Here is a 26,356-nt window from a genome sequence, read left to right on the forward strand (position 1 = left end):
ATAACGGAGGAGACCATGAATAACCTAGTTGACGTACAAGAGATCGCACAAGACGCCAAATTTTCACGATTCCACGCAGTGATCTTGTTCTGGTGCGTGCTAATTCTTGTTATTGACGGCTACGACCTGGCGGTCGTGGGTGCAGCATTGCCCTCGATCATGAAACAGATGGGGGTCGACGCAGCGAAGGCCGGCTTCATGGCCAGTTCTGCGCTGTTTGGCATGATATTCGGGGCGATCTACCTGGGTACGCTTGCCGACAAGATCGGTCGCCCCAAGTCGATTTGCATTTGCGTGGCGCTATTCAGCGTATTCACCGCCGCGGCAGGCCTCGCGCATGATCCCGTTACCTTCAGCATCACCCGCTTCCTTGCGGGACTTGGTATTGGTGGTGTCTTGCCTATCGTTACGGCCCAAATGGGTGAGTTTGCGCCAAGAAGCATCCGCGCTCGGCTCGTGACCATTGTCTTCGCCGGATATTCGATCGGGGGATTCTCGTCGCTCTGACTGCTAAACAGTTGATCGAAGCCCACGGTTGGCAATCGGTGTTCTTCGTCGCCGGAACTCCGATACTTCTTACCCCCTTCATCCTGTGGACCATGCCGGATTCCCTCGCATTTCTAGTTCAGAAAAGGCGTGCAGACAAGCTCGTCAAGGTAATCGGCAAGATCGCTCCCCAGGTAAAGGTGAGCGTTCGACACAATTTTGTGATGCCGAAGGACGCAATGCTTACCAGCACCCCGGTAGCACGGTTGTTCCAGGAGGGGCGTGGCGCCAGCACCCTCATGATCTGGATTGCGTTCTTTATGGGCCTGTTCATGGTGTACTCACTCAGTTCGTGGCTCACGAAGCTGATGGCCATGGCGGGCTATAGCCTGGGTTCCGCTCTCACCTTCGTGTTGGTATTCAACATCGGCGCTGTCGTCGGAGCAATTGGCGGCGGATGGCTAGGCGACAAGTTCAACATCAAGTACGTCCTCGTCGCCTTTTATGCAGTCGGTGCAGTATCGCTAGCTCTCATGGGCTACACGAAATCGACGGAGCTTCTGTTCATTGTGGTCTTCGTCGTCGGCGCCTCCACCCTCGGCACTCAACTTCTTGCCTACGCTTACGCTAGCGAGTTCTACCCCGCTGCCATCCGCTCTACCGGAGTGGGCTTTGCTTCTGGTATCGGTCGTCTCGGTGCGATTGTCGCGCCGGTTCTGATCGGAACACTCGTTGCAATGCAATTGCCGCTCGAACAGAACTTCCTTGCGATCGCGTTCGCAGGTGTACTCGGAACCATCGCAGTCATGATGGTCGACCATCGTCTTTGCGCATCCATTCATCAGGAAGCGCGGGCACATGCTGCGGTTCCTGCCCGCACAGAATTGAACCAGTAACCATTGGACATCAACCGATGCAGATTGAAAGCAACGTATTCGTAGTCACCGGCGGAGGATCGGGTCTCGGTGCGGCCACGGCCAGGATGCTCGCTCATCAGGGTGGGAAGGTAGTGATCGTTGACCTCGATGCAGTCGCAGGCACTGCCGTCGCCTCCGAGACAGGTTGGATCTTTGTCCGAGCTGACGTCAGGAGCGAAGAAGACGCAAAGGAGGTATTTTCTGCAGCCACGGCGTTAGGTACTCTTCGCGGCCTGATCAATTGCGCCGGTGTAGCACCTGCCCGAAAAGTCGTTGGCAAGGAGGGTGTCCATTCCATGGAGTCCTTTCTGCGCACCGTGAGCATCAACTTGGGCGGAACTTTCAACATGGTTCGCCTTGCCGCCGAAATCATGCAGCGGCAAGACCCTGATTGCACTGGTGAACGCGGCGTAATTGTGAACACTGCATCGGTTGCGGCCTTTGATGGCCAGGTCGGCCAGGCAGCATATGCGGCATCGAAGGGAGCGGTCGCGTCCATGACGCTACCTTTGTCTCGGGAGTTGGCGAGGTCAGGTATCCGCGTTATGACGATCGCTCCGGGAATTATGGAAACCCCGATGCTGCTAACCATGCCATCGGAAGTGCAGGAAGCGCTGGGGCGATCAGTTCCCTTCCCTCCTCGCCTTGGTAGAGCGACCGAATTTGCCAGCCTCGTCGAACATGTGATTGGCAACGGTTACCTGAATGGGGAGCTCATTCGGCTCGATGGAGCAATACGAATGGCTGCGAAATGATTGTCAAGGAGACCACGTATGAGCACTAACGATCCGATCGTCATTCTATCGGCGGCACGCACACCAATCGGCGGGTTTCAAGGGGAATTGTCGAGATTCACAGCTCCGGAGCTAGGCGGCATCGCCATTCGTGCTGCCGTCGAGAGGGCTAACGTGAATCCGGCGGATATTCAGGAGTTACTAATGGGGTGCGTGTTGCCTGCAGGCGTCGGTCAGGCCCCCGCGCGACAAGCCTGCTTCCAGGCGGGACTTCCTCAGTCGGTGGCCTGCACGACCATCAGTAAGGTCTGCGGGTCGGGCATGAAGTCAGTGATGCTGGCGCACGACTTGTTGTCCGGGCGCGGGCACGATCTCATCGTCGCCGGTGGGATGGAGTCCATGACCAACGCACCCTACCTGCTTCCAAAGGCACGAAAGGGTTACAGGCTCGGTCATGGCTCATTGCTGGACCATATGTTCTTCGATGGCTTAGAAGATCACTACAGTGCGGACACACGTGGTCGGCTGATGGGAACGTTTGCCGAAGATTGCGCTGAAAGCTATAGATTCTCACGCGAGGCGCAAGACGAATGGGCTATCTCCTCAACGCTTCGTGCGCAGGAGGCAATCAAGCGCGGTGACTTTGCTTGGGAAACGACGCCGGTCATCATAGATAGTTATTCAGGATCGCAAACAGTCCTGCATGATGAGCAGCCGCTGAAAGCTGCCGTGGATAAGATTAGGACCTTGAGGCCAGCGTTTCGAACCAAAGGGACCGTGACAGCGGCAAACTCGAGCTCCATTTCTGACGGTGCTGCGGCACTCATGCTGACGCGAGAGTCCGTAGCCCACAGATTGGGCGTAAGGCCTCTCGCGCGCATTGTGGGTCATTCCACCCACGCGCAGAGCCCCGCGACCTTCACGAGCGCGCCGGTAGGGGCAATTGGCAAGCTGCTGGACAAGCTCGGATGGCTAGCATCAGACGTCGATCTGTGGGAAATCAACGAAGCCTTCGCGTTGGTTGCGATGGTGGCAGTACACGATCTGGGACTGGATTCAGAAAAGGTCAATATCCATGGCGGCGCATGCGCACTTGGGCATCCCATCGGAGCATCCGGCGCGCGAATTCTGGTGACGCTCTTGGGCGCGTTGCGAAAGGCTGGAAAGAGCCGCGGTGTCGCGAGCCTCTGCATTGGGGGCGGTGAAGCGACTGCGACGGCGGTCGAATTGCTGTGACGATGGACAGCAAAGGATTGATCCAGCTCGCCGGCGCCTGCCTTCCTGAAGGTGCGTGGGGAGACGCCAAAGGCCGAATGGCCGGTTCCGGTCGCTTGCCAGGACGAGTTCCGACGTCTACTGCGTCCGAAACGGTCGTTCGGCCAAGCGTTGGAAATGGAGCCTTACTTTGCGTCGCTGCGTCACGGGCTTGATTACGAAGCCTGAAATCGTTCCCGTTAGCCACAACGGCGCTCGCTGCGCGCGCCTATCGCGCCGAACACGAGCCTGTCCACCCTGTCAGGGCAAAACCGCGGTGTGACCCTGACGATTAGTCGGCCCGGCACCACCGACCAGACTCTGGGCACACACTGGCCCTTGCACCGTTCAGCCAGACTTGCTCTTCATTCAGTTGCAATGAGATCGAAGGGGCGATGTCGAAGGCAACCTTAAGTGCGTGCCCAACATGGGCATCTTCAATGGGAAGCTCCCAGGTCAGGAATAGTTGGGTGCAATCTTGGTCGGGCGGGAAGTCGGCCACACTAAAACCGCTGCTGCGGCGTTGAATTACGCCATGAGGCTGGCAAGTATCGAATATCACAACCGTACCCCGGGTCAGGGGGATTCGATGACCCAAAGAGGGAAAATGCAAGTCCTGCCCCCTGTCCTCGCTCAGGAATAGATTGCAAAAGGCCGCACCGCCATATTGCGCACCGTCATGGTGGTACTTCGCGCCGCGGCAGGCCATCAGGGCTACGTCACTGGAGGCGAGCACCCCAGGCAGTCCAAGCGCGCACGCCCAATCGGACACCGCCTGCACGCAGCGCGTGTAGTCCGGCCAGCGCGCTCGCGCTCGCGCCAAAGGCATTGCCTCGACATCCCCGGGTTCCAGGACCAAGCGGGACGATGTCTCCCTTGCCCAGTCCGCAAGCAGACGTGCAGGGGGCACCGGCACGTCGACCGTGCCTGATAGCACGATGTCACTCACGCTTCGACTGCGGATGGCGTCGCCACTCCAGAAATAGGAAGTGAGGAAGTCTCGTACTTGATGTTGTTGAGGGCGGTGGCTCATCTGGACCAGTGTAATGCGGCTGCCTCGGTAATGTAGCGGATCGTAGCGCGTCGGCCACTTTTGGGCGTCTATGCCCGTGCGGTAGAGCGAAGTGCTTTCTCCGTTCATCTCGGACGCGACGCTTTCCGCACCACGCGCGCCCGGACCTGCGGCCTGATGGCGCTTTGCGGCGTGGCACGGGCGGACTGAACGCGCAGAATCCCGGCATAATCCGCAGGAGATACCCAGACGAGCCGGCGCAAAACATGATCGAATGTCCCCGATGCGCTCACCCAGGGCTTGCCGTTTCCCTTGGCAAGGTTCCACATGGCGTTGCGGCCCGAATACCACCCGGGAAGCCGGCGAGCTTGCCGGCGATACTTCTGGCAGTCGCACTGGCGCTGGCACTCGGCCACAGCCACGAGGGTTGGGCGGGGCCCCTGGCCGAGCAGCCCACGCTAAGCATCGAAGAGCGCGCGACAGAGCCACCCCAGCTGTTCCCCCCGACTTACGATGAAGCCGTCACGGCGCTGATCCGGGCGTTTGACATCGGCGCGATCCTTGCGGCTGGCCTGGACCAGGCCTTTGCCAGGCTGCCGGCGAACATCGGGCCCATCCCCAAAGAGCGCTACACGCAATGCGCCCGCGCGAAGCTCTCGCCCGAAGTGGTCGAGGCGGCAGTGCGGCCTGCCGTGGCGCCCGAGATCCAGGATGCCGGACTGGCGATGCGGCTTGCGCGCTTGCTTGGCTCGCCGGTCGGGCGCAAGACCAAGGACGCGGCGCTATCCGGCAAGGAAGTGACCGAGGCTGGCATTACGGGTGCCGACCTGCTGGAATTCAACCGGTTCATGGAGAACGCCGCATTGAAAGCCTTCCTTGAGCAAGGTGGGCTGGGCCGGATCAAGGATGCCGTGGCCCGCGCGATCAAGGTGGAAAGCAAATCGGCGTCGGACGCTTGCGTGAGGGAGCTGATGCCCCTGTATCGCCTCAGGAACGAGCGCTCTGCCTGATGCTTGATGCCCCTGGCGCCCGGCACGCCGTGAAATATCGTTACAGTTGTAATCCCCGGCAGCGCGGCGGCTTGGCTAGAGTCAGCTTATTGCTACTGCAAGACGAGGATCGACATGAAGCATGGTTACTTCTACGCGCTGGGCCTGGGAGCATTCGCCCTGGCGGCCTCCCAGAGCGCATTGGCACGCGTCGATGTGGACCTGAATATCGGCGTGCCTGCGCCGGTGGTGGTAGCACCGGCCTATCCGGCACCCGTGTATCCGGCGCCCGTTTACCAGGCGCCGGCCTATCCTGCGCCCCCGCCGCCCGTGGCCTATCCCGCGCCGGCTCCGGTTTATGGGCCGCCTCCCGGGTATGGGCCGCCGGTGGTGGTGGCGCCTGCGGTGGTGATCGGGTGGCACGGTGAGCGCTATTGGGACGGACGCCGCTGGTGGGGCCGCCGCGACTGGTATGCCTACCATCACCCCTATCCGTATCGGCGCTAAGGTTCGGGGTTCCGAGAGGCATGTGATGCAGGCGTGACCCGAGGGTGGCGCGGTTGCAACGGTCCGGACCGCATTTTATTAATGTTGATTACAAAGAAAAACCGCCCCGGCTAAGGGGCGGTTTTTCGTTTTGGCGTCCAGGTGCCTGGGTGTCCAGGGGCTACGCCTTGCCTCAGTGAACCTTCGGACCGAAGGTGTACTCCCCGTCCCGGTAATCCACCGGCACCACATCCTTGGCGGCGAACTTGCCTTCCAGGATAGCGCGCGCCACGGGGTTCTCGATCTGCTGCTGGATCGCGCGCTTGAGCGGACGCGCCCCGAACACCGGATCGTAGCCAGCGCTGGCGATCTTGGCCAGCGCTGCCTCGCTCACCTCCAGCGTCATGTCCATGCGCGCCAGCCGTGCCGTCAGCCGCTCCAGCTGGATGCGGGCGATCGACTCGATATGCTGCTGGTCGAGCGAATGGAACACCACCACCTCGTCGATACGGTTCAGGAACTCGGGCCGGAAATGCGTCTTCACTTCCTGCCATACCGCGCCCTTGACCGCCTCGTGCGGCTCGCCGGACATCGCCTGGATGATGTGCGAGCCCAGGTTGGAGGTCATCACGATCACCGTGTTCTTGAAGTCCACCGTACGGCCCTGGCCGTCGGTCAGGCGGCCATCGTCCAGCACCTGCAGCAATACGTTGAAGACGTCCGGGTGGGCCTTCTCGACTTCGTCGAGCAGGATCACGCTGTACGGCTTGCGGCGCACGGCCTCGGTCAGGTAACCGCCCTCTTCATAGCCCACGTATCCCGGCGGCGCGCCGATCAGCCGGCTCACGCTGTGCTTCTCCATGAATTCGCTCATGTCGATGCGGATCAGGTGGTCCTGCGAATCGAACAGGAACTCGGCCAGCGCCTTGCACAGTTCGGTCTTGCCCACCCCGGTTGGGCCAAGGAACAGGAACGAGCCGTAGGGCTTGTTCTCGTCCGACAGGCCGGCGCGCGAGCGGCGGATGGCGTCCGACACCAGGCGCACGGCCTCGTCCTGGCCCACCACGCGGCGGTGCAGGTAGTCCTCCATATGGATCAGCTTCTCGCGCTCGCCCTGCATCATCCGGGACACCGGAATGCCGGTCGCGCGGCTCACCACTTCGGCGATTTCCTCGGCGCCCACCTGCGTGCGCAGCAGCTTGTTGGGCTGCTTTTGCTCGCTGGCTTCGGCGACCGTGGCAGCCTTGAGCTTGCCTTCCAGCTCGGGCAGCTTGCCGTACTGCAGCTCCGCCACCTTGTCGAGCTTGCCTTCGCGCTGCAGGCGCGTGATCTCCAGGCGGATCTTGTCGATCTCTTCCTTGAGCGCGGCTGCGCCCTGGGCGGCGCCCTTCTCGGCCTTCCAGATCTCTTCGAGGTCGGCGTATTCCTTCTCCAGGCGGCCGATTTCCTGCTCGATCAGCTCAAGCCGCTTTTTCGAGGCTTCATCGGTTTCCCGCTTGACGGCCTCACGCTCGATCTTGAGCTGGATGGTGCGGCGCTCGAGCTTGTCCATCACCTCCGGCTTGGAGTCGATTTCCATCTTGATGCGCGCGCCGGCTTCGTCGATCAGGTCGATGGCCTTGTCGGGCAGGAAGCGGTCGGTGATATAGCGATGCGACAGCTCCGCCGCGGCGACGATGGCCGGGTCGGTGATCTCCACGCCGTGGTGCAGCTCGTACTTCTCTTGCAGGCCGCGCAGGATGGCGATGGTGGCCTCCACGCTTGGTTCGTCGACCAGCACCTTCTGGAAGCGGCGCTCGAGCGCGGCGTCCTTCTCGATGTACTTGCGGTATTCGTCCAGCGTGGTCGCGCCGATGCAATGCAGCTCGCCGCGCGCGAGCGCGGGCTTGAGCATGTTGCCGGCATCGATGGCGCCCTCGGCCTTGCCGGCGCCGACCATGGTGTGCAGCTCATCGATAAAGACGATGGTCTGGCCCTCGTCCTTGGCGATGTCCGACAGCACGGCCTTGAGTCGTTCCTCGAACTCGCCGCGGTACTTGGCGCCAGCCAGCAGGCCGGCCATGTCGAGCACCAGCACGCGCTTGCTCTTGAGGCTTTCCGGCACCTCGCCATTGACGATGCGCTGGGCCAGGCCTTCCACGATGGCGGTCTTGCCCACGCCCGGCTCGCCGATCAGCACGGGGTTGTTCTTGGTGCGGCGCTGCAGGATCTGGATGGTGCGGCGGATTTCGTCGTCGCGGCCGATCACGGGATCGAGCTTGCCGATACGGGCGCGCTCGGTGAGATCCACGGTGTACTTCTTCAGCGCTTCGCGTTGGGTTTCGGCGTCGGCGCTGTTGACCGAATCGCCCCCGCGCACGGCTTCGATGGCGGTCTCGAGCGATTTGCGCGAGAGGCCGTTGTCACGCGCGATGCGGCCAGCCTCGCCCTTGTCATCGGCCACCGCAAGCAGGAACAGCTCGCTGGCGATGAACTGGTCGCCGCGCTTGATGGCTTCTTTCTCGGTGGCGTTGAACAGTGCGCTGAGTTCGCGCCCGACCTGGACCTCGCTGGTGCCCTGCACCTGCGGCAAGCGCTTGATAGCGGCATCCAGCGCGGTGGTCAGGCCGCCGACGTTGACGCCGGCGCGCGCCAGCAGCGCGCGGGCGGCACCGTCGTTCTGCGCCAGCAAGGCGCGCAGCACGTGCAGCGGGTCGATGTATTGGTTGTCGTTGCCGATCGCCAGGCTCTGGGCATCAGCCAGCGCTTCCTGGAATCGGGTGGTCAGTTTGTCAATTCGCATTTAGGAGCCCTCTTTTTCGGATGAGTGTCCTGATGCGGAAGGCGGGGCGCTTACGCCCCAACCTGCCGATCCCGCCACGCGGGCCGGACACTGGTGTCTGATCGAAAGATAAGGCTTTGCGCCTACATTTCAAGGCCTGACTGCACGGCCCTTGATGTGGCGCAGGCAATACGTTGCGGCTTGGCCACCCCAGCAGCCTCAGGCGGCCGCCAGCGCCCGCTTGTCCTCCAGGTTGCGCACCAGCACCAGCGCCTCGCCGGCCAGCACCACGCGGCCATCGTCGCCGGTGACCACCGTCGCCAGGTTGACCAGGTCCTTGTCGCGGCGCAGGCGCACGATGCGCACCGAAGCGGTCAGCAGCTCGCCCAGCCGCGCCGGCGAGCGCAGCCGCAGCGACTGCTTCATCCAGCCGGTGCCGCGGCCCGGCAAGCGGGTGCCCAGCAAGTCCGAGAACATGCCGGCCAGCAACGGCAGCGGCACGATGGTGCCCTCGAAGCCGCGGCTGTGGGCAAACACCGGGTCGGTATAGAGGGCACTGCCATCATCGGTCAACGCCACGTATTCATCGATATCACCCGCACTGAAGCTGCGTATCGCCGAAGCCTCCTGGCCCACGCTCAGGTGATAGAGCGTACGCTCGCCGGACGGCTGCGCCACGAGGTGCCCGGCGGAGTGCCCAACCTCGTCGGCATCCTGGCGCTGCGCCTCGGCCAGCGATTCCGCGCTGGCGTCGACCAGCAGCACCGCATCCCCTTGTGCCGTAATCTGCTCATCCGTCGCGGGTGTGCGGTTGCGGCCGCGCTGCACGCAGCGGATCGAGGTGTCCAGCGCGATCCGGTCGCGGCCGGGTGTTTCGTTCAACACCAGCACGGCGGCCACGCCGTCGCCGACGAAGGTGGGCCGCGGGAACATCAGCGTCTGCGCGATCGGCAGCACCGGCCGGGGGTGCTGCGCTGCATCTGCGCGCACAGCAGCGAGAACAGGAACATGCCATGCGCGACCGTGGCGCCGAAATGCGTCGTGCTGGCGAACGCCGGATCGCAGTGGATGGGGTTGTCATCGCGCGAGATTGAGGCGAAGCGGTCGAAATCTTCTTGCGTCAGGACGCGTGGGCGGGATGCCTTCATCAGTTGGGTACCTCTACGGTGCTGCCGTTGACCGTGATCCGGTCCGCATCGGCCGGGGTGGCGGCAAACGGCGGCAAATTGGCGGGCAGGATGGTGGGTGCCGGCGACGCGGTGCCGCCGCGCGCGACCGTGCGCACCACCTGCGAAGGTGGCAGCGCGCGGCCGGTGGTCAGGTTGTCGTAGACCGCGTCGAGCGCCCGGTTCAGGTAGACGTGGAGCGGGATAAAGCGATTGTCGTAGCCCGCTACCGCGCCGATGAAACTATCGAAGTGCTGGCCGTTGGTGACTTCGACGTAGGAGAGCTTGCTGGCGCCGCCCTCCTGGAGCCGGTTATAGCCCAGATACGGCCGCGACGTATGGTTGACCGGCAGCAGCGCATCGCTGCGGCCATGCACGATGATGGCCGGCTTGCCGTGCAGGTTGCCCGAGCGAAGCGTCTGGGCCAGGCCCGCTTGCAGCGCCTGGCCCTGCGCGCCGGTGCCCGTCAGCAGCCCGCGCAGGCAGCGGGCGCCGTCGAAGTTGGCATCAGCCACATTGCTGCTCGGCGATTGGGAGTAGATGTCGCGCAGCGGGCCACCGGGATTGTTATCGTTGATCAGTTGCACGCCGGCCGCCGGCGGCACGCCGTTACCCGTGGCGTACAGCACATTGAGGGTGGCTGGCGGAATCGCCGCCGGCGTCAGCACTGCCGTGCCCGTAGCGGCAAAGCTGAAGCCGCACAGGCGATCCGCCACGGCAGCACGCGCGAGCGCGTTGGCGAAGGTCACCGAGACCGCGTTGGCCACCTCGAACAGGGCCAGCGAGGGATGAAGCGCGTCGGACTCGGGCTCCCAGCCAAATGCGTGCAGTGCCTGCAACGCGCTGGCGGCCTGGGTGGCGGCATCCGGCCCGGTCACCAGGCCCGCGTTGGCCAGCGACTGGCAACGGTTGAGCGCAGGCTGGGCCAACCCGACGGTCGGCAGCGCGTACAGCGCCACGCCCGGCGCATTCACCAGCGCGGTCGCCTGCGAGGTGCAGAGCTGCAGCAGGTTGGCCGTGGTGGTGTAGTCATACAGCGGGAGCCCGGACTTGCTGACCGGCACGCCACCGCGCGTAACGGTGACGCCCGTGTTGCCAGGCAGGTTGAGATTCGGCTCGCCCACCGCAACGCCGTCGATCAGCCCCTGGGTGTCCTGCTCCGCCGCGGCAATGGCCGCGCCGCCGCCGTTGGAAACGCTGGAAGCGATCACCACGACCTTGTCCGGGCCCAGGCTGCGCTGGCGCGTGCCATCCGTGGCCACGTTGCCGAAGCGGTCGTTGATGGCCCAGATGGCGAAGTCGGCGGCCTGCAACGTGAACGTGCCCCAATCCTTCTCGGGGTTGCGCTGCGAGTGCGCGTGCTTGAACGCCAGGCGGTGCGGCGCCAGCGCATTGAACGCGGCCAGGCTGGTGTTGGGGAACGGGGCGGCAAACTGCGCATTGGTGCCGGCCGCGGCGCGGCTGGCGCGCGTGCCGTCGATCAGCGCAACGGTGTCGGTGTCCAGGTCGTGCGGCGCAGCGCCGGTGCCCTTGTCCGTGTAGGCGACGGCGCAGCCGCGCTTGAGCGCCCACTCGCCGGTGGAGATCGCCCCATAGACGCCGCGCGAGCCGGACGATGTGGCGGTGATCAGGCACGGCTTGGCCACATTGAAGCTGTCGGGAATCTGCACCAACATGGTCACGTTCTGCTGGCCGCTGCCATCGTCGGAGAAGGCCAGGTACTCGCGCCCGGCGACCTTGCCCTGCCCCGTCGTGATGTTGCCTTGCGCGTCCACATTGGGGCCGTACAGCGAGCCGTAGCCACCGCCTGCCGTGGTATCCACCAGCGCGCGGTAGTTGGTGTAGATGGCGTACCGGCGCAACTCGGCCGCCGTGGGCGCGGCCGGGTTCAGCGGCAGCGGCTGGGTGGCGGAGCCCAGGCCGTCCTTGCCGAGGCCGGCGGTGAGCAGGTCGTCGGTGTTGCCGTCGTAGTTCCTGATCGTGACCGTGCCGATGTTCGCCGGCTTGGTATTGGGATTGGTGTTGCCGCTGCTGGCGTTGTTGTCGCCCGAGCCGCACGCCGCCAGCAGCAAGCCTGCCGCCCCTGCCAGCGCCAGGCGCGCGCCGTATAGGCTCAAACCGCTATGTCCTGCAAGTCCGCGCAACATGTTGTGCCCCCTCTATTGCATGCTGGATTGGCATGCTCGATCTATCGGAACGCAAACCGGATACGAGAAATTCACGAGACAGCCACTGCATGACATCACACTGCGCACCGCCTTCACTGCGATTGGAAGCGCGCGCGCAGCTTGTGCTTTTCCACCTTGCCGGACGGCGTGCGCGGCAGCGCCTCGATCATCCGCACGTGGCGCGGCACCTTGTAGCTTGCCAGCGCGGCGCGGCAATGCGCGAGCACGCCTTCGGCATCGAGCGCCATGCCGGGCTTTGCTACCACCAGCGCCATGCCGACCTCGCCCCAGCGCGCGTCCGGCACGCCGATGACGGCGGCCTCGGATACCGCAGCAAGCTGGAACAGCACATTCTCCACTTCGGCCGGGTAGACGTTCTCGCCGCCCGAAATAAACATGTCCTTGGCGCGGTCGACGATGTAGTAATCGCCCTCCTCGTCCATATAGGCGATATCGCCGGAGTACAGCCAGCCGCCACGGATGGCGGCATCGGTCGCCTCCGGCAGGTTCCAGTAGCCAGGCGTGACGCCCGGCCCCTTGATCAGCAACTCGCCGCGCTCGCCGGGCGCCACGTCGCGGCCCTGCGGATCCACCACCCGTGTCAGCATCGAGCCGACCGGCTTGCCGATAGTGCCGATCTTGCGGCGCGCCGTGGCCTCGTCGCACACGAACACGGTCGGCCCGGTCTCGGTCATGCCAAAGCCGAAGCAGATCGTCACGCCCTTGGCCAGGTAGGCCTCCAGCAGCGGCCGCGGCACCGCGGAACCGCCCGCGGCCATATTGCGCACGCGGGAAAAATCCGCCGCCGCGAAGCCGGCATGCTGGCTCAGGAACAGGTAGACCGCGGGCACGGCGAAGAACATGGTGATGCCCTCCCCGGCGCTGGCATCGAGCTTGCGCAGCGTCACCTCGGGGTCGAACTGCCGCATGATATGCACCGTGCCGCCGGCATGCAGCACGGGATTGGCATACAGGTTCAGCCCGCCGGTATGGAAGAACGGCAGCACGTTCAGGAACACGTCGTCACGCGTGATCTTGTTGGCCAGCATGGCGTTGACGGCGTTGAAGAAGACCATGCCGTAGGTCTGGATCACGCCCTTGGGCCGTCCCGTGGTGCCCGAGGTGTAGAGCAGGTGCCAGACTTCGTGCTCGTCGCGGCACGGCATCTCGATGACGCGGCCGGAACTGCCCGCCAGCATCGCTTCGTACTCGGTCCAGCCGCCGGGCACGTCCGCGCTCTCGTCGTCGGCCAGGTGCAATACCGCGCGCAGCGGCAAGGCGTCGGCAAGCGCGGCTGCGGTCGCGAGAAAGCCGTCGCCGGCCACCAGCACATCGGGCGAGCAGTCGCGCAGAATCGGCAGCAGTTCCGCCGCCCGCAGCCGCCAGTTCAGGCAGACCATCACCATGCCGGCCTTGGCGCAGCCATAGAGCATCTCGAAATAGTCCGAGCTGTTGTGGGCCAGCACGGCCACGCGGGCCCCGGGAGCCAGCCGCAGGCGCTCGCTCAGGTATTGCGCGAAGCGGCTGGCGCGCTCGTCGAACTGCCGGTAGGTCACCGTGCGGCCGCTCTCCACGTCGACCAGCGCGACCTTGTCCGGCGTATGCAGGGCATTCTTGTGCAGCCAGTCGACTACGTACATGGTCTGGAATCTCCGTTTGTGGATGTTCTTGTTATAGCGCTTTTGATCGTTCTTGTGGCTGCATGCCGCTTGCTGCTTGGTACTAGCGCCCTATGACGCCACCTCGTGCTCCGAGCGATCGCCACGCAGCCGGCCGACGATGCCTTGCGGGAAGTAATACACGCTGAGGATAAACAGCAGGCCGAGCCACAGCAGCCAGCGGTCCGGATGCAGCAGCCCAGACAGCAGCGGGATCGCCGCGGTGGCATCGCTCGCCAGCTTCATCACGTCCTGCAGGTAGGTCTGCGCCACCAGGAACAGCGTGGTGCCGATCAGCGCGCCGTACAGCGTGCCCATGCCGCCAATCACCACGATCAGCAGGATGTCGACCATGATCTCGAAGGACAACGAGGTGTCCGGGCCGTTGTAGCGCAGCCAGAGCGCCATCAGCACCCCGGCCAGCGTGGCAAACCCGGCCGACAGCACGGTGGACACGGTACGATACACCACGGTGCGGTAGCCGATGGCCTCGGCTCGGAAATCGTTCTCGCGGATCGCCTGCAGCACCCGGCCGAACGGCGAATTCACCACGCGCAACAGCAGCAGGAACAGCAGCAGCGCGCTGGCAAACACAAAGTAATAGGAAAACAGCTTGCCGTTGAGCGGCACGCCAAGCCACTCGGCGTCGCCCAGCGAAAAGCCCGGCGTGAAGACTTCCGGCACCTTGAAGCTGATGCCATCCTCGCCGCCGGTCCACTCGGAGAGCTGCGACACCAGCGTGGCAAAGGCGGTGGCCACCGCCAGCGTGATCATGGCAAAGAAGATCGCCCGGACCCGCAGCGAGAACAGCCCGATCAGGAAGGCCAGCAGCATCGACACCAGCAGCGCGCCCAGCGTGCCGAGCGCCAGCGCGCCCCACCCAGGCTCCAGCCGCGACATGGCAATCGCCACGCCATAGCCGCCGATGCCGAAGAACATGGTGTGGGCAAAGGAGACGATGCCAGTATAGCCGAGCAACAAGTCGTAGCTGGCCACCAGCACCACGAAGATGCAGATCTTGGCGGCCATATTGAGCGCGCGCGCGCCGGGAAACAGGAAGGGCGCGCACGCCAGCGCCAGCAGCATGGCCAGCAGGATCACGGTCAGCACGCGGCTTCTTGGCAGGTCGCCGGAAAGCAGTCGGGTCATGGTTTTCCTCGGCGCTCAGCGCTTGGCTACCGGGTAAAGGCCCTGCGGACGCCACAGCAGGATCATCACCATCAGCAGGATGTTCGAGAACAGCGCCACCTTGGGAAACAGGAAGCCGGTGTAGTTGGCCATCAGGCCCACCAGCAAGGCACCGACAAAGCAGCCGGTGGTGGAGCCGAGCCCGCCGATGATGATCACGATGAAGATCAGCACATTGACCTGGGCACCGATCGACGCGGTGATGTTCTGCTGGTACAGCCCCCACAGTACGCCGCCCATGCCGGCAAGCCCTGCCCCCACCACGAACACGCCGATGAACAAGAGCCGGATGCGGTAGCCGAGCGACTCCACCATCTCGCGGTTCTCCACACCGGCGCGGATCAACAGGCCGATGCGCGTGCGGTTGAGCACCAGCACCATGGAGATGAAGATCACCAGCCCGAGCACCACGGCGATGAGCCGGTATTTCTCGATGGCCGCGTCGCCCAGCAGCACCGCGCCGCGGAAGGTCGTGGGCACCTGCAGCGCAATGGTCTCCGCTCCCCAGATCGCCTTGATCAGTTGCTCGGCCACGATCATGCCGCCCATGGTGATCAGGATCTGCTTCAGGTGCTGGCCGTAGACCGGGCGCACCACGATGCGCTCGAACAGGAAGCCGATGGCACCCGCCGCCACCATCGCCGCCAGGATGGCAAGGCCGAACACCGCCAGGTTGAGCCACAGGCTGTCGGCCTCCACCCAGGCGCCCAGCGGCAGCAGCACGGATGCCGCCACATAGGCCCCCAGCGCGATAAACGCGCCGTGCCCAAAGTTGAGCACGTCCATCAGGCCGAATACCAGCGTCAGGCCCGACGACACCACGAACACGATCATGCCCATGGCAAGGCCGGCGATGGTCAGGGTGAGCCAGGTCGAGCCGCTGCCGATCAGGGGATAGGCCAGCAGCATCAGCAGCGGGGCCAGCGCCAGCGGGGTCCAGTCGAGCCGGACCTTGGGCAGGTCGGCCGGCGCCGCCGGGGTGGTGGGTAAGGAGCGTGTACTCGCCATTGTCTCGGTCCTGACGATGTCTTGTTTGGTCATGGGCGGCAGCACGTGCCGCAGCGCTTCATTAGGTCAAAAGGCCAAAAGGTCAAAAGGTCAAAAGCTTAAAGTCAAAGGCAGTTTCACCTCCCCTGCGGGGAGGCGACCTACTTTCTTGGCTCGCCAAGAGAGTAGGCAAAGAAGGCGACCCGGATGGGGCGAAAGACTCCTCGTCGGCAGGCAAAAAGAGCGGCCGGGGGCCAAACTCACATCGCCTTAAGGCGATGCTCAAACATGGCCCCCTCTTTTCCGCTCTTTTTGCCTGCCGACGAGGCGCCCCATAACGGGAGATGAAAACCTTGACGGCTCGCTGCGCATCGCGGGCGGGTGATTGCCGCCTGGGGGCGGAAATCACGGCTACACGGAGTGATGCTTTGACTCAAACCATTCCCTACTGATGCGCGGCCAGCGACAAACCCAGCAGCCGCTGCTGCAAGGCTTCATCCCCTGCCAGCGCTGCCATGCTGCCCGTATGCACCACGCGGCCGTCGTCCATCACAGCAACGGTGTCCCCCACCGACTTTGCCATGTGGAAGTTCTGTTCCACCAGCAGGATCGACACCTCGGTCTGCTTGAGCTCGCGGAACACCGTGATCATGTTCTGGATGATGGCCGGCGCCAGGCCCTTGGTTGGCTCGTCCACGATCAGCAGCTTGCGTGGCTCGATGATGGCGCGCGCCACCGACAGCATCTGCTTCTGTCCGCCGGACAGCACGCCGGCGCGCTGGTGCCAGAAGATCTTCAGCGCGGGGAACATGCGGAACACCCAGTCCAGCCGCTGCCCGTCAATGGCGCCGCTGCGCGCGGCCAGCCGCATGTTCTCGGCCACCGTCAGCTCGGAGAACACGCTCATGTTCTCGGGCACATAGGCAACGCCGGCCTGCGCGATGGCGGGTGTGCCGCGGCGCGTGATGTCGGCCCCGTCGAACGCGATCCGCCCTTCGCTCGCCTGCCACAGGTTCATGATGGTGCGCAGCGTGGTGGTCTTGCCCGCGCCGTTGCGCCCCAGCAGCATGGTCACGCCGCCGCGCGGCACCGCAAAGCTCACGCCATGCAGGATGTGATACGGCCCGATATGCGTCTGCACGCTATCCAGGCTCAGGATGGGTGCTGCCGATCCCTCAGCCATGACTGCCCTCCTGCTGCGCGCTCTCGTCGGCAGCGATGCCCAGGTATGCCTGCTGCACGATCGGCGAGGCGATCACCTCGGCCGGGTCGCCATCGGCCATCAGGTTGCCGTTATGCAGCACGATGATGCGGTCGGCCAGCGAGCGCACCACATCCATCTTGTGCTCCACCAGCAGCACCGTCTTGCTCTTGTCGCGCTTGATCTCCTGGATCAGGCCCAGGATCACCGGCACCTCATCCACGCTCATGCCGGCGGTCGGCTCGTCGAACATGAAGATACGCGGCTGCAGCGCCAGCAAGATGCCCACCTCCAGCTTGCGCTGGTCGCCATGCGGCAGCGAGGCCACCGGCAGGTGGCGCTTGTCGGCCAGGGCGACCCGCTCGAGACAGTCCTCGGCCTCCGCGCGTACCGCGCGGTTCGCGCTCCACACGGACCACAGATCCAGCCCGATGCGCCGGCGCGACTGCACCGCCAGCCGCACGTTCTCGAACACGGACAGATTGGGAAACAGGCTGGTCAGCTGGAACGCGCGGCCAATGCCGCGCCGCGCCTTGTGCGGCACCGGCAGGCGCGTCACGTCCTCGCCGCCGAGCAGGATCTGCCCGGCGCTGGGCGGCAACTGGCCCGATATCAGGTTGAAGTACGTGGTCTTGCCGGCCCCGTTGGGGCCGACGATGCAGGTCAGCTCGCCCGGACGGAATGCGCAGGACACTGCGTTGACCGCCACGTGGCCGCCAAAGCGGATGGTGAGATCGCGCGTCTCGAGCGCGGGCGGCCCTGCCACCGCCCGCGAGAGCGCTGCCGTTGTATCGATGGAAGCGGCGCCCACTGTCATCACCGCTTGTTGCGGATCGGCACGCTCATTTCCTCCGGCTTGATCTCGCGGACCAGCTCGGGCACGCCCCAGGCGAACGCAGGATCGACCTTGATCTTGAAGTGGTACATCGACTGCAACGCCTGGTGGTCTTCCTTGCGGAAGGTCATCTTGCCCTTGGGCGTCTCGAACGACATGCCCTCCATCGCGCCGATCAGCTTCTCGGTGCTGGTGTCGCCGTTGGTCTTCTTGAGCGCCTCGACCAGCGCGATGCCGGCCGTCATGCCGCCGGCGGTGAAGAAGTCGGGCGGCGACTTGAACTTGGTGTAGTGGTTGGACACCAGCCACTCGTTGGCCTTGTTCTTGGGAATGCCGAAGTAGTAGTACGTCGCGCCTTCCATGCCGGGGAAGTTCTTGTAGTTGCTCATGGCCGGCAGGATATTGCCGCCGGTGGCGATCTCGATGCCGTAGCGCTTGGGATCGAGGTCGGCGATCTTGAACGGGTTGCCGGCACCCGCCCAGATGATAAAGATGATCTTGCGGCCCGGCTTGTCCTTGAGCGAATCGAAGAGGCGCTGCAGCCCCGGCGGTAAAGTCCGTGGTGTTGGTCGGCAGGTATTCCTCGTGCACGATCTTGGCGTTCTTGAGCGCGCCCTTGAAGGCCTTCACGCCGTCGCGGCCAAAGGCGTAGTCCTGCGCCAGCGTGGCGATCTGCACGCCGGGCTTGTCGAGTGCCACGGCGTTGGAGATGGCATCCTGAGACGAGTTGCGGCCGGTGCGGAAGATGTAGCGGTTCCACTTCTCGCCGGTGATGGAATCCGCCACGGCGGGCTCCACCAGCAGGATCTTCTTGTACTCCTCGGCCACCGGCAGCATCGCCAGCGCCGTGCCGGAGGACGTCGGCCCCACGGCGATGTCCGCGCGATCGTCGCTATACGCCGCAGCAAGCTGCGCCTTGGCCACGTCGGGCTTGCCCTGGGTGTCCTTCTCCAGCACCACCAGCTTGTTGCCGTTGACCATCATGGTGCCGTTGGTGGCATAGTCCAGCCCCATCATCAGCCCGGTCTGGGTCTGCTTGGCGTAGGCCTCGAGCGCCCCGGTCTTGTCGTAGACGTGGGCGATGCGGATATCCTTGGCAAGGGCGCCGCCGGCGGCCAGCAGGCTGGCCAGCGCGATGGCGCCAGCGGCTTGGTGCTTGAATTGCATTCTTGTCTCCTCTAAGGGTGTCTCTTGTCGTTGCAAGTGCAGATCCTGCCTGCTTGTTGCTGCTTCGCTTTCCTGCGTTCCGTCCTGCGGTCCTTCCTGTCCTGCCTTTCCGTTTGCTGCCTTAGCGCGCGCGTCTGCGCCACGCTGCCGGGTACCTTGTCCTTGCGCCCGGCCGCGAGCGACAGTGCACCGCCGTGCTGCCAACACGCTCGACCAGCACCAACGCGCTCATCGCGCCGCCAGCCCGTGCGAGATCATGTCGAAGGCGGTGTCGACCACCTTGTCCATCGACGCCGGCCGCTTCCACAGCGCATAGCGCATGCCAAGGAAATTGCTGATGCCGATCAGGCACCACGCCCGCACCTCGGCGTCGCCCGGCGAGATCTCGCCCTGCTCCTCAGCCTTGCCCAGGCGCCGGCTGTAGACATCGGCGAACACCTGGAAATAGCTGCTGTAGATGGTCTCGTCCACCGAGTAGGAATCGAGCACGATGCGGTACAGATTCTTGTGGCGCGCGACAAACGAGAGAAAGGCCTTGAGTCCCAGCCGCTCGGCCTCGATCTGCGTCTGCGCCTGCCCCACGTGCTTGCGCAGGTGGGCCCGCACCAGTTCCAGCATGTGCTGCACCAGCGCGCGGAAGATATCTTCCTTGTCCTTGAAGTAAAGGTAGAAGGTGCCCATGGCCACCTCTGCCTCCTGCGTGATCTCGGAGATCGAGGCCACGTAGTAGCCCTTCTCGCCGAACACTTTCTCGGCAGCGCGCAGCAGCGCTTCGCGGGTCTTCTGGCCGCGCGCGGTCTTGGGCTGGCTTACGCCGGATTCGGTAAGGGACATCGGGGCTCCGCGGTGGCTGGTCAGACCGGAAAACGGCAGTCAAGCAGCGGCATTGCACCGCGGAAACCGTCACCTCCGGCTCACCTCAAAACATGATAACTGATTCATGTTTCATGATATAAAGTTAGCGATCCGTATGTCAATACATGGCTTACCCGGAGCTTTGGCCAAGCACGTGGCCGGGGCCAGACGCCCAGACTGGAAGTTCGCCATTGGATGCTTCACACGCGATGACTAACGTCGAGGCCGCCCCCGCCTTCGATACCCACCCTGCCTCCGGTTCCCGGCCCGGCTGGCGGGAGGCCGGCAGCGGGCGTGCATTGCTGTTGCTGCACGGCTGGTCGCTATCCGGCGAGGCGTTCGACGGCCAGCGCGCGCTGGCAAGCCACGGCTATCGCGTGATCGCCCCGGACCATGCCGGGCATGGCTTGTCTGCTGCATTGCCGCATGCCGGACAAGCCAGCCTTGCGCAGCTTGCCGCCGATGCTGCCGGGCTGATCGGGCACCTGGGATTGCGGGACGTGGTGGTGGTTGGGTGGTCGATGGGCGCCATGGTGGCCTGGGAGTTGATGCGCGGTGATCCCGCCCCGCCCCTGGCGGCAATCGGCGCCATCGACATGACGCCGCGGCTGGTCAGCGCGGCGGACTGGCCGCATGGCTTGCACGGGCGCTATGACACCGTCCAGGCCGCGCAAATGGCCGCGCACGTGCGCCAGGACTGGCCCCGCCTGATCGATTCGGTGCGCGCCGGCTTGTGGAGCGCAGGCAGCAAACCCGATGCGGCCCAGGCGGGCCATATCGCCGCCATCATGCGGCAGTGCGCGCCGGATGCGCTTGCCGCGCTGTGGCAAGACATGGCGCGCCAGGATTACCGCCCGGCGTTGCGCCAGGCTCGCCTGCCCTTATTCCACCTGGTTGGGGAACGCAGCCGCCTCTACGCGCCGGCAGTGGGACAGGCCACGCTGGCGCTGCAGCCGGCTGCCCGCCTTGCCACCATCGACGGCACTGGCCATGCCCCGCACATGGAACGGCCGGCTGCCTTCAACACAGCGCTGCTGGAAATGCTTGCGTGGCTGGATGCAACTGGCGCTCAGGCCAGCAGCCGATAGGTCCACAGACCCAGCGCGGTCAGCAGCAGCGAGCCGCCAAGATGCGCCAGCAGGTGCACCGTCGCCCAGCCATAGTCGCCCGCCATCAGGTTGCCAACGACCTCGCTGGAGAACGTGGAAAACGTGGTCAGCCCGCCCAGGAAGCCAGTGACCGCCAGCAGGCGCCATTCGGGCGACAACTCCGCATGCGTGCCGAAGAATCCCACCGCCAGCCCGATCAGGTAGCCGCCAACCAGGTTGGCCGCCAGCGTCCCATAGGGCAACGCCGGGTTGGCGGCATTCCACAGGACAGAGAACGCCCAGCGCAGCCAGGCTCCTACCGCGGCCCCGACCCCGACCGCCACAAAACCGAGCGCGCCCATCAGCGCTTCAGACCCGAGGTTTCCGCCTGCTCCGTATCGCCGCTGGCATTGAGCGAGCGAATGCCCCAGCGCGCCAGCGCGGACTCATCGGTCACGCGCGCGTCGACCCAGCGCGCGCCTTCCGGCGTCTGCTCCTTCTTCCAGAACGGCGCTTCGGACTTGAGGTAATCCATGATGAATTCGCAGGCGGCAAAGGCGTTGCCGCGATGGGCGGAGGCCACCGCCACCAGCACGATCTGGTCCAGCGGGAGCAACGGCCCGACCCGGTGCACGATGGTGACGCCGAGCAGCGCCCAGCGCTCCCGCGCAACGGCCTCGATCCGGGCCAGCGCCTTTTCCGTCATGCCGGGATAGTGCTCCAGCTCCATCGCGCTGACCGCGCTGCCGTCGTTCATGTCGCGCACCGTGCCGATGAAGCTGGCCACCGCGCCCACGCCCGGCTGGTCACGGCGCAATGCCGCCACCTCGGCGCCCAGGTCGAAATCCTCGCGCTGTACCCTGACGCTCATCTCAGCCTCCGGTCACGGGCGGGAAAAACGCCACTTCGCAGCCGTCGGCCAGCACGCTGTCCGAGCTGGCCACCTCGTGGTCCACGGCCATGCGCAAGGCACGGCCCTCGGCCAGCACCTCGGCCCAGGCGCCGCCGCGGGCACCAAGCCAATGGCGCAGGTCCGCCACGGTAGCCACCTCGGCCGGCACCGCGACGCGCTCCTGCCCCAGGCCCAGCTGCTCGCGCACGCTGGCAAAAAACGGAGTTCGATGTTCATGGCGGTCCCCCTCCTTATGCCAGCAGGCCGTCGAAGGCGATGAACTGCACGGTATCGCCCCGCGCGATCGGCTGGTTGGGCGGGTTGTCGACCAGGCCCTCGCCCCACACCGTGGAAGTCAGCACGCCCGAGCTCTGGTTGGGGAACAGGTCGAGCCCGCCGGCCTGGTTGATGCGCACGCGCAGGAACTCGTTGCGGCGGTCGCCCTTGGGCAGGTCGAAATCGGCCCGCAGCGGCAGGCGGCGCGGCATCACGTCCTGCACGCCTTGCAGCCGCAGGATGAAGGGCCGCACGAACAGCAGGAAGGTGACGAAGCTCGAGACCGGGTTGCCCGGCAGCCCAAGGAAAAACGCCGGTGCCTGCTCGCCACGCGCCACCTCGCCGAACGCCAGCGGCTTGCCCGGCTTGATGGCGATCTGCCACAGGTTGAGCCGCCCCTCGGCCTCGACCGCCGGCTTGATATGGTCTTCCTCGCCCACCGAGACGCCGCCCGAGGTGATGATCAGGTCATGCCCATCGGCAGCCCGGCGCAGGGTGTCGCGCGTGGCGGCCAGGGTGTCGGGCACGATGCCGAAATCGCTGATCTCGCAGCCCAGGTTTTCCAGCAGCCCGCGCAGTGTGAAGCGGTTGGAGTTGTAGATGGCGCCCGGCTTGAGCGGCTCGCCCGGCATGGCAAGCTCGTCGCCGGTAAAGAACACCGCCACCTTGACGCGCCGCACCACGTCCAGCGACGCCTGCCCCACCGAGGCGGCCAAGCCGAGCGCCTGCGGCGTCAGCCGCGTGCCGGCCGGCAGGATCACGCTGCCGGCACGGATGTCCTCGCCGGCCCGGCGGATCCATTCGCCCGGCTGCGGCGTGTGCTTGACGATCACATCCTCGCCGTCCGCCGCGCACTGCTCCTGCATCACCACCGCGTCGGCCCCCGGCGGAATCAGCCCGCCGGTAAAGATGCGCGCCGCCGTGCCGGCCGCCAGCGCCGTGCCGACGTGGCCGGCGGGGATGCGCTGGGCCACCCGCAGGCGCGCGCCCGGCGCCGCCACGTCGGCGCTGCGCACGGCGTAGCCGTCCATCGAGGTGTTGTCGGCCGGCGGCACGTCCAGCGTGCTCGACACCGGCGCGGCCAACACGCGGCCATTGGCGTCGAGCGTGGCGATGCGCTCGGCTTCGGCGAGCGGGCGGGCGCCGGCCAGCAGGGCCTCGAGGGCCTGGGCCATGGTCAGCATGGGGGGACGGGCGGGCGCGGCAGCTTGGGTCATGAGGAAACAGGTAAGTGAGACAGCTTGTGTGAGCCTGGAACAGCAAACCCGTGGCCATCCAGCACCCATGGGAAACGGCCCGCGTACCGCCCCCGATACATCCGGGGCAATGCGAGGGCCGTGCGATTTCTGCTCGGCAAATCTGATTGTAGCGAGTTGGCGCGCTGCCGGCAGGAACGCAGCCGGCAGCGGCCGGGCCTTACAGGCCGGTGTGGCCGGCGATGTAAGCCTTGATCCGGTCGGCATCCGCCGGCATGACCTCGAAGCGCTGCGGCAGGTTCTCGATGCCGTCGAAGGCTGCCGGACGCTCCGGCTCATGGCCAAGCGCTTCGCGGATGGTGTCGGCGAACTTGGCCGGCAGCGCGGTTTCCAGCACCAGCATCGGCACGCCAGGCGTGAGATGCTCGCGCGCGACCTTGATGCCATCGGCGGTGTGCGTGTCGATGGTGATGCCGTAGCGCTCGGACAGGTCGCGGATGGTGGTGAGACGGTCCTCGTGCGTGCTGCGGCCCGAGACGAAGCCGAAGGCGCGGATGCGCTCGAATTCCGGCGTGCCGGACAGGTCGAAGCCGCCCTTGGTGTCGACGTCCTCGCGGAACATCTTGGCCAGCTTGTCGCCGTCGCGGCCCAGCAGGTCGAAGACGAAGCGCTCAAAGTTCGACGCCTTCGAGATGTCCATGCTCGGGCTAGAGGTGTGGTACGTCTCCGCCGACTTGCGCACACGGTAGGTGCCGGTGCGGAAGAACTCGTCGAGCACGTCGTTCTCGTTGGTGGCGACCACCAGCTTGTCGATCGGCAGGCCCATCATGCGCGCGATATGACCGGCGCAGACGTTGCCGAAATTGCCCGACGGCACGCAGAACGAGACCTTCTGGCCCGGGCCGTCGGTGGCCAGCAGCCAGCCCTTGAAGTAGTACACCACCTGGGCCACCACGCGCGCCCAGTTGATCGAGTTGACCGTGCCGATCTTCTGGCGGGCCTTGTAGTCGAGATCGTTGGAGACCGCCTTGACGATGTCCTGGCAATCGTCGAACACGCCTTCCACCGCCAGGTTGAAGATGTTCGGGTCCTGCAGGCTGAACATCTGCGCGGTCTGGAACGCGCTCATCTTGCGGTGCGGGCTCAGCATGAACACGCGGATGCCGCGCTTGCCGCGCATGGCGTATTCCGCCGCGCTGCCGGTGTCGCCCGAGGTGGCGCCGAGAATGTTCAGCTCCTGTCCGGCACGCGCCAGTGCGTACTCGAACAGGTTGCCGAGCAGCTGCATGGCCATGTCCTTGAAGGCCAGCGTGGGGCCGTTGGACAGGCCCAGCAGCTGCAGTTGCGTGCCGCCCTCTTCACCCAGCGTGCGCAGCGGGGTGATGTCGGCGGTGTTGTCGCCGGGACGGGCATTGCAGTACACCTCGGCGGTGTAGGTCTTGCGCGTCAGGGCGCGCAGGTCCTCGGCCGGGATGTCGTCGCAGAAGCGGGACAGGACTTCGAAGGCGAGATCGGCGTACGACAGCTTGCGCCAGGCTTCCAGCTCGTCGGCCGTGATCTGCGGGTACTCCCGGGGCAGGTAAAGGCCGCCGTCCGGCGCCAGGCCGCCCAGCAGGATCTCGGAGAAGGTTTGCGGCATCTCATGGCCGCGCGTCGACTGGTATTTCATCGGTGCGTTCAGTTCAGTTCTTCCATGCGCAGGCGCGTGACTGCCGACAGCACGGTCGGCAGCGCCTCGATCTTGGCGATGGCGGCGTTGACCTGCTTCTCGAGAGTGAGGTGCGAGAGCATGATGATGTCGGTCTGCGGCTCGCCTTCGCGCGACTCCTTCTGCAGCATGGCATCGATGGAGATGCCGGCGTCAGCCAGGATGCGGGTGATGTCGGCCAGCACGCCGGTCTCGTCCGCCACGCGCATGCGCAGGTAGTACGAGCTGGTGACTTCCTCGATCGGGAGCACCGGCACGCTGGACAGCGCGTCCGGCTGGAACGCCAGGTGCGGCACGCGGTGCTCGGGGTCGGCGGTGTGCAGGCGGGTCACATCGACCAGGTCGGCGATCACGGCGGAGGCGGTCGGCTCGGCGCCGGCGCCCTTGCCGTAGTACAGCGTGGCGCCCACGGCGTCGCCCTGCACCAGCACGGCGTTCATGGCGCCTTCCACGTTGGCGATCAGGCGCTTGGCCGGCACCAGCGTCGGGTGCACGCGCAGCTCGATGCCGTTTTCACGACGGCGCGTCAGGCCCAGCAGCTTGATGCGGTAGCCCAGCTCTTCGGCGTAGCGGATATCCACGGCCGACAGTTTGGTGATGCCTTCCACGTAGGCCTTGTCGAACTGCACCGGCATGCCGAAGGCGATCGAGCTCATCAGCGTGATCTTGTGCGCGGCATCGATGCCTTCGATGTCGAAAGTGGGATCGGCCTCGGCATAGCCCAGCGCTTGCGCCTGCTTGAGCACGGTGTCGAAGTCCAGGCCCTTGTCGCGCATCTCCGACAGGATGAAGTTGGTGGTGCCATTGATGATGCCGGCGATCCACTCGATGCGGTTGGCGGTCAGGCCTTCGCGCAGCGCCTTGATGATGGGGATGCCACCGGCCACCGCGGCTTCGAAGGCGACGATCACGCCCTTCTTGCGGGCGGCTTCGAAGATTTCGTTGCCATGCACGGCCAGCAGCGCCTTGTTGGCGGTGACCACGTGCTTGCCGTTCTCGATGGCCTTGAGCACCAGCTCGCGAGCGATGCCGTAGCCGCCGATCAGCTCGATCACGATGTCGATCTCGGGGCGGGTGACGACCTCGTTGGCGTCGGCCACCACCTCGACCTGCCCACCGGTCAGCTCGCGGGCGCGCTCGGTGTTGAGGTCGGCCACCATGGCAATCTCGATGCCGCGCCCGGCGCGGCGGCGGATTTCTTCCTGGTTACGTTGCAGCACATTGAACGTGCCGCTACCGACGGTACCGATGCCAAGCAGGCCTACTTTGATGGGATTCATGGACGATCTGACTCTGAGTTGCTGAAAAATGGATTACGCCGCAATGGCCTTG

24 protein-coding genes and 1 pseudogene are annotated in these 26,356 nt (G+C 65.0%); 7 read left to right on the forward strand and 18 right to left on the reverse strand.

Features of this window, described 5'->3' with window-relative positions:
* Nucleotides 1-15 precede the first annotated feature (15 nt).
* The 4 genes from OMK73_RS39300 to OMK73_RS19005 are packed head-to-tail and all read left to right on the forward strand — an operon-like array spanning nt 16 to nt 3,373.
* Nucleotides 16-507: an MFS transporter gene (locus OMK73_RS39300; protein WP_420715549.1), complete on the forward strand. Its 492-nt coding sequence runs from the start codon at nt 16-18 to the stop codon at nt 505-507.
* A 38-nt stretch (nt 508-545) separates the two neighbouring features.
* The gene (locus tag OMK73_RS39305; RefSeq protein WP_420715656.1) at nt 546-1,382 is read left to right on the forward strand and encodes an MFS transporter; all 837 of its coding nucleotides are present in this window, start codon (nt 546-548) and stop codon (nt 1,380-1,382) included.
* A gap of 17 nt (nt 1,383-1,399) precedes the next feature.
* Nucleotides 1,400-2,158, forward strand: coding sequence for an SDR family NAD(P)-dependent oxidoreductase (locus OMK73_RS19000; RefSeq protein ID WP_267603492.1), 759 nt, complete (start codon nt 1,400-1,402; stop codon nt 2,156-2,158).
* An 18-nt stretch (nt 2,159-2,176) separates the two neighbouring features.
* On the forward strand, nt 2,177-3,373 hold the full coding sequence (locus OMK73_RS19005; RefSeq protein WP_267603493.1) for an acetyl-CoA C-acyltransferase: 1,197 nt from the start codon (nt 2,177-2,179) through the stop codon (nt 3,371-3,373).
* 310 nt (nt 3,374-3,683) lie between these two features.
* On the opposite strand, the gene OMK73_RS19010 is transcribed toward OMK73_RS19005, so the two are convergent.
* The gene (locus tag OMK73_RS19010) at nt 3,684-4,424 is read right to left on the reverse strand and encodes a hypothetical protein (protein ID WP_267606434.1); all 741 of its coding nucleotides are present in this window, start codon (nt 4,422-4,424) and stop codon (nt 3,684-3,686) included.
* A gap of 347 nt (nt 4,425-4,771) precedes the next feature.
* Here OMK73_RS19010 and OMK73_RS19015 point away from each other — a divergent pair, with 347 nt between their 5' ends.
* Both OMK73_RS19015 and OMK73_RS19020 read left to right on the forward strand, forming a co-directional pair.
* On the forward strand, nt 4,772-5,413 hold the full coding sequence (locus tag OMK73_RS19015; RefSeq protein ID WP_267603494.1) for a hypothetical protein: 642 nt from the start codon (nt 4,772-4,774) through the stop codon (nt 5,411-5,413).
* 114 nt (nt 5,414-5,527) lie between these two features.
* Nucleotides 5,528-5,899, forward strand: a complete 372-nt coding sequence (locus tag OMK73_RS19020) for a hypothetical protein (protein ID WP_267603495.1) — start codon at nt 5,528-5,530, stop codon at nt 5,897-5,899.
* Between the two features lie 172 nt (nt 5,900-6,071).
* Here OMK73_RS19020 and clpB read toward each other — a convergent pair whose 3' ends face one another.
* The 11 genes and pseudogenes from clpB to OMK73_RS19075 all read right to left on the reverse strand — a co-directional run bounded on the left by clpB (nt 6,072) and on the right by OMK73_RS19075 (nt 19,843).
* Complete coding sequence (gene clpB, locus OMK73_RS19025) at nt 6,072-8,660, reverse strand: ATP-dependent chaperone ClpB (RefSeq protein ID WP_267603496.1); 2,589 nt, start codon at nt 8,658-8,660, stop codon at nt 6,072-6,074.
* A gap of 198 nt (nt 8,661-8,858) precedes the next feature.
* Nucleotides 8,859-9,596 carry an oxidoreductase gene (locus tag OMK73_RS19030; RefSeq protein WP_267603497.1) on the reverse strand — a complete coding sequence of 246 codons (738 nt, stop codon included), beginning with the start codon at nt 9,594-9,596 and terminating at the stop codon, nt 8,859-8,861.
* Nucleotides 9,572-9,787 (reverse strand): MaoC/PaaZ C-terminal domain-containing protein, encoded by a 216-nt coding sequence (locus OMK73_RS19035; protein WP_267603498.1) that lies wholly within the window; start codon nt 9,785-9,787, stop codon nt 9,572-9,574. Before OMK73_RS19035 ends, OMK73_RS19030 begins: the two co-directional genes overlap by 25 nt.
* Nucleotides 9,787-11,952, reverse strand: coding sequence for a D-(-)-3-hydroxybutyrate oligomer hydrolase (locus OMK73_RS19040; protein ID WP_267603499.1), 2,166 nt, complete (start codon nt 11,950-11,952; stop codon nt 9,787-9,789). The genes OMK73_RS19035 and OMK73_RS19040 overlap by 1 nt, the downstream gene beginning before the upstream one ends.
* Before the next feature lie 113 nt (nt 11,953-12,065).
* Nucleotides 12,066-13,613: an acyl-CoA synthetase gene (locus OMK73_RS19045; protein ID WP_267603500.1), complete on the reverse strand. Its 1,548-nt coding sequence runs from the start codon at nt 13,611-13,613 to the stop codon at nt 12,066-12,068.
* A gap of 90 nt (nt 13,614-13,703) precedes the next feature.
* Nucleotides 13,704-14,780, reverse strand: a complete 1,077-nt coding sequence (locus OMK73_RS19050) for a branched-chain amino acid ABC transporter permease (protein ID WP_267603501.1) — start codon at nt 14,778-14,780, stop codon at nt 13,704-13,706.
* Nucleotides 14,781-14,795: 15 nt separating this feature from the next.
* A complete protein-coding gene (locus OMK73_RS19055; protein ID WP_267606435.1) occupies nt 14,796-15,827 on the reverse strand; it encodes a branched-chain amino acid ABC transporter permease in 1,032 nt (343 codons plus the stop codon).
* 424 nt (nt 15,828-16,251) lie between these two features.
* The gene (locus tag OMK73_RS19060; RefSeq protein ID WP_267603502.1) at nt 16,252-16,989 is read right to left on the reverse strand and encodes an ABC transporter ATP-binding protein; all 738 of its coding nucleotides are present in this window, start codon (nt 16,987-16,989) and stop codon (nt 16,252-16,254) included.
* The gene (locus tag OMK73_RS19065; protein WP_420715657.1) at nt 16,982-17,824 is read right to left on the reverse strand and encodes an ABC transporter ATP-binding protein; all 843 of its coding nucleotides are present in this window, start codon (nt 17,822-17,824) and stop codon (nt 16,982-16,984) included. Before OMK73_RS19065 ends, OMK73_RS19060 begins: the two co-directional genes overlap by 8 nt.
* Nucleotides 17,824-19,009: pseudogene (locus OMK73_RS19070) on the reverse strand (substrate-binding domain-containing protein). Before OMK73_RS19070 ends, OMK73_RS19065 begins: the two are co-directional and overlap by 1 nt.
* Nucleotides 19,010-19,237: 228 nt before the next feature.
* Entirely contained in the window at nt 19,238-19,843 is a 606-nt protein-coding gene (locus OMK73_RS19075; RefSeq protein ID WP_267603504.1) for a TetR/AcrR family transcriptional regulator, read from the reverse strand.
* Nucleotides 19,844-20,073: 230 nt separating this feature from the next.
* On the opposite strand from OMK73_RS19075, the gene OMK73_RS19080 reads away from it, so the two are divergent.
* Nucleotides 20,074-20,952 carry an alpha/beta fold hydrolase gene (locus OMK73_RS19080; protein ID WP_267603505.1) on the forward strand — a complete coding sequence of 293 codons (879 nt, stop codon included), beginning with the start codon at nt 20,074-20,076 and terminating at the stop codon, nt 20,950-20,952.
* Here OMK73_RS19080 and crcB read toward each other — a convergent pair.
* The 6 genes from crcB to OMK73_RS19110 form a co-directional block, all read right to left on the reverse strand.
* On the reverse strand, nt 20,934-21,314 hold the full coding sequence (gene crcB, locus OMK73_RS19085) for a fluoride efflux transporter CrcB (RefSeq protein ID WP_267603506.1): 381 nt from the start codon (nt 21,312-21,314) through the stop codon (nt 20,934-20,936). The genes OMK73_RS19080 and crcB overlap by 19 nt on opposite strands.
* Entirely contained in the window at nt 21,314-21,823 is a 510-nt protein-coding gene (gene moaE / locus OMK73_RS19090; protein ID WP_267603507.1) for a molybdopterin synthase catalytic subunit MoaE, read from the reverse strand. The genes crcB and moaE overlap by 1 nt, the downstream gene beginning before the upstream one ends.
* 1 nt (nt 21,824) lies before the next feature.
* The gene (gene moaD / locus OMK73_RS19095) at nt 21,825-22,052 is read right to left on the reverse strand and encodes a molybdopterin converting factor subunit 1 (protein WP_267603508.1); all 228 of its coding nucleotides are present in this window, start codon (nt 22,050-22,052) and stop codon (nt 21,825-21,827) included.
* Nucleotides 22,053-22,095: 43 nt separating this feature from the next.
* Entirely contained in the window at nt 22,096-23,337 is a 1,242-nt protein-coding gene (gene glp / locus OMK73_RS19100) for a gephyrin-like molybdotransferase Glp (protein ID WP_267603509.1), read from the reverse strand.
* Between the two features lie 199 nt (nt 23,338-23,536).
* A complete protein-coding gene (gene thrC, locus OMK73_RS19105) occupies nt 23,537-24,985 on the reverse strand; it encodes a threonine synthase (RefSeq protein ID WP_267603510.1) in 1,449 nt (482 codons plus the stop codon).
* A gap of 8 nt (nt 24,986-24,993) precedes the next feature.
* Complete coding sequence (locus tag OMK73_RS19110) at nt 24,994-26,304, reverse strand: homoserine dehydrogenase (RefSeq protein ID WP_267603511.1); 1,311 nt, start codon at nt 26,302-26,304, stop codon at nt 24,994-24,996.
* Nucleotides 26,305-26,356: the final 52 nt, after the last annotated feature.

Origin of the sequence: Cupriavidus sp. D39, from assembly GCF_026627925.1 — a bacterium.
GTDB classification, from domain to species: Bacteria; Pseudomonadota; Gammaproteobacteria; order Burkholderiales; family Burkholderiaceae; genus Cupriavidus; species Cupriavidus ulmosensis.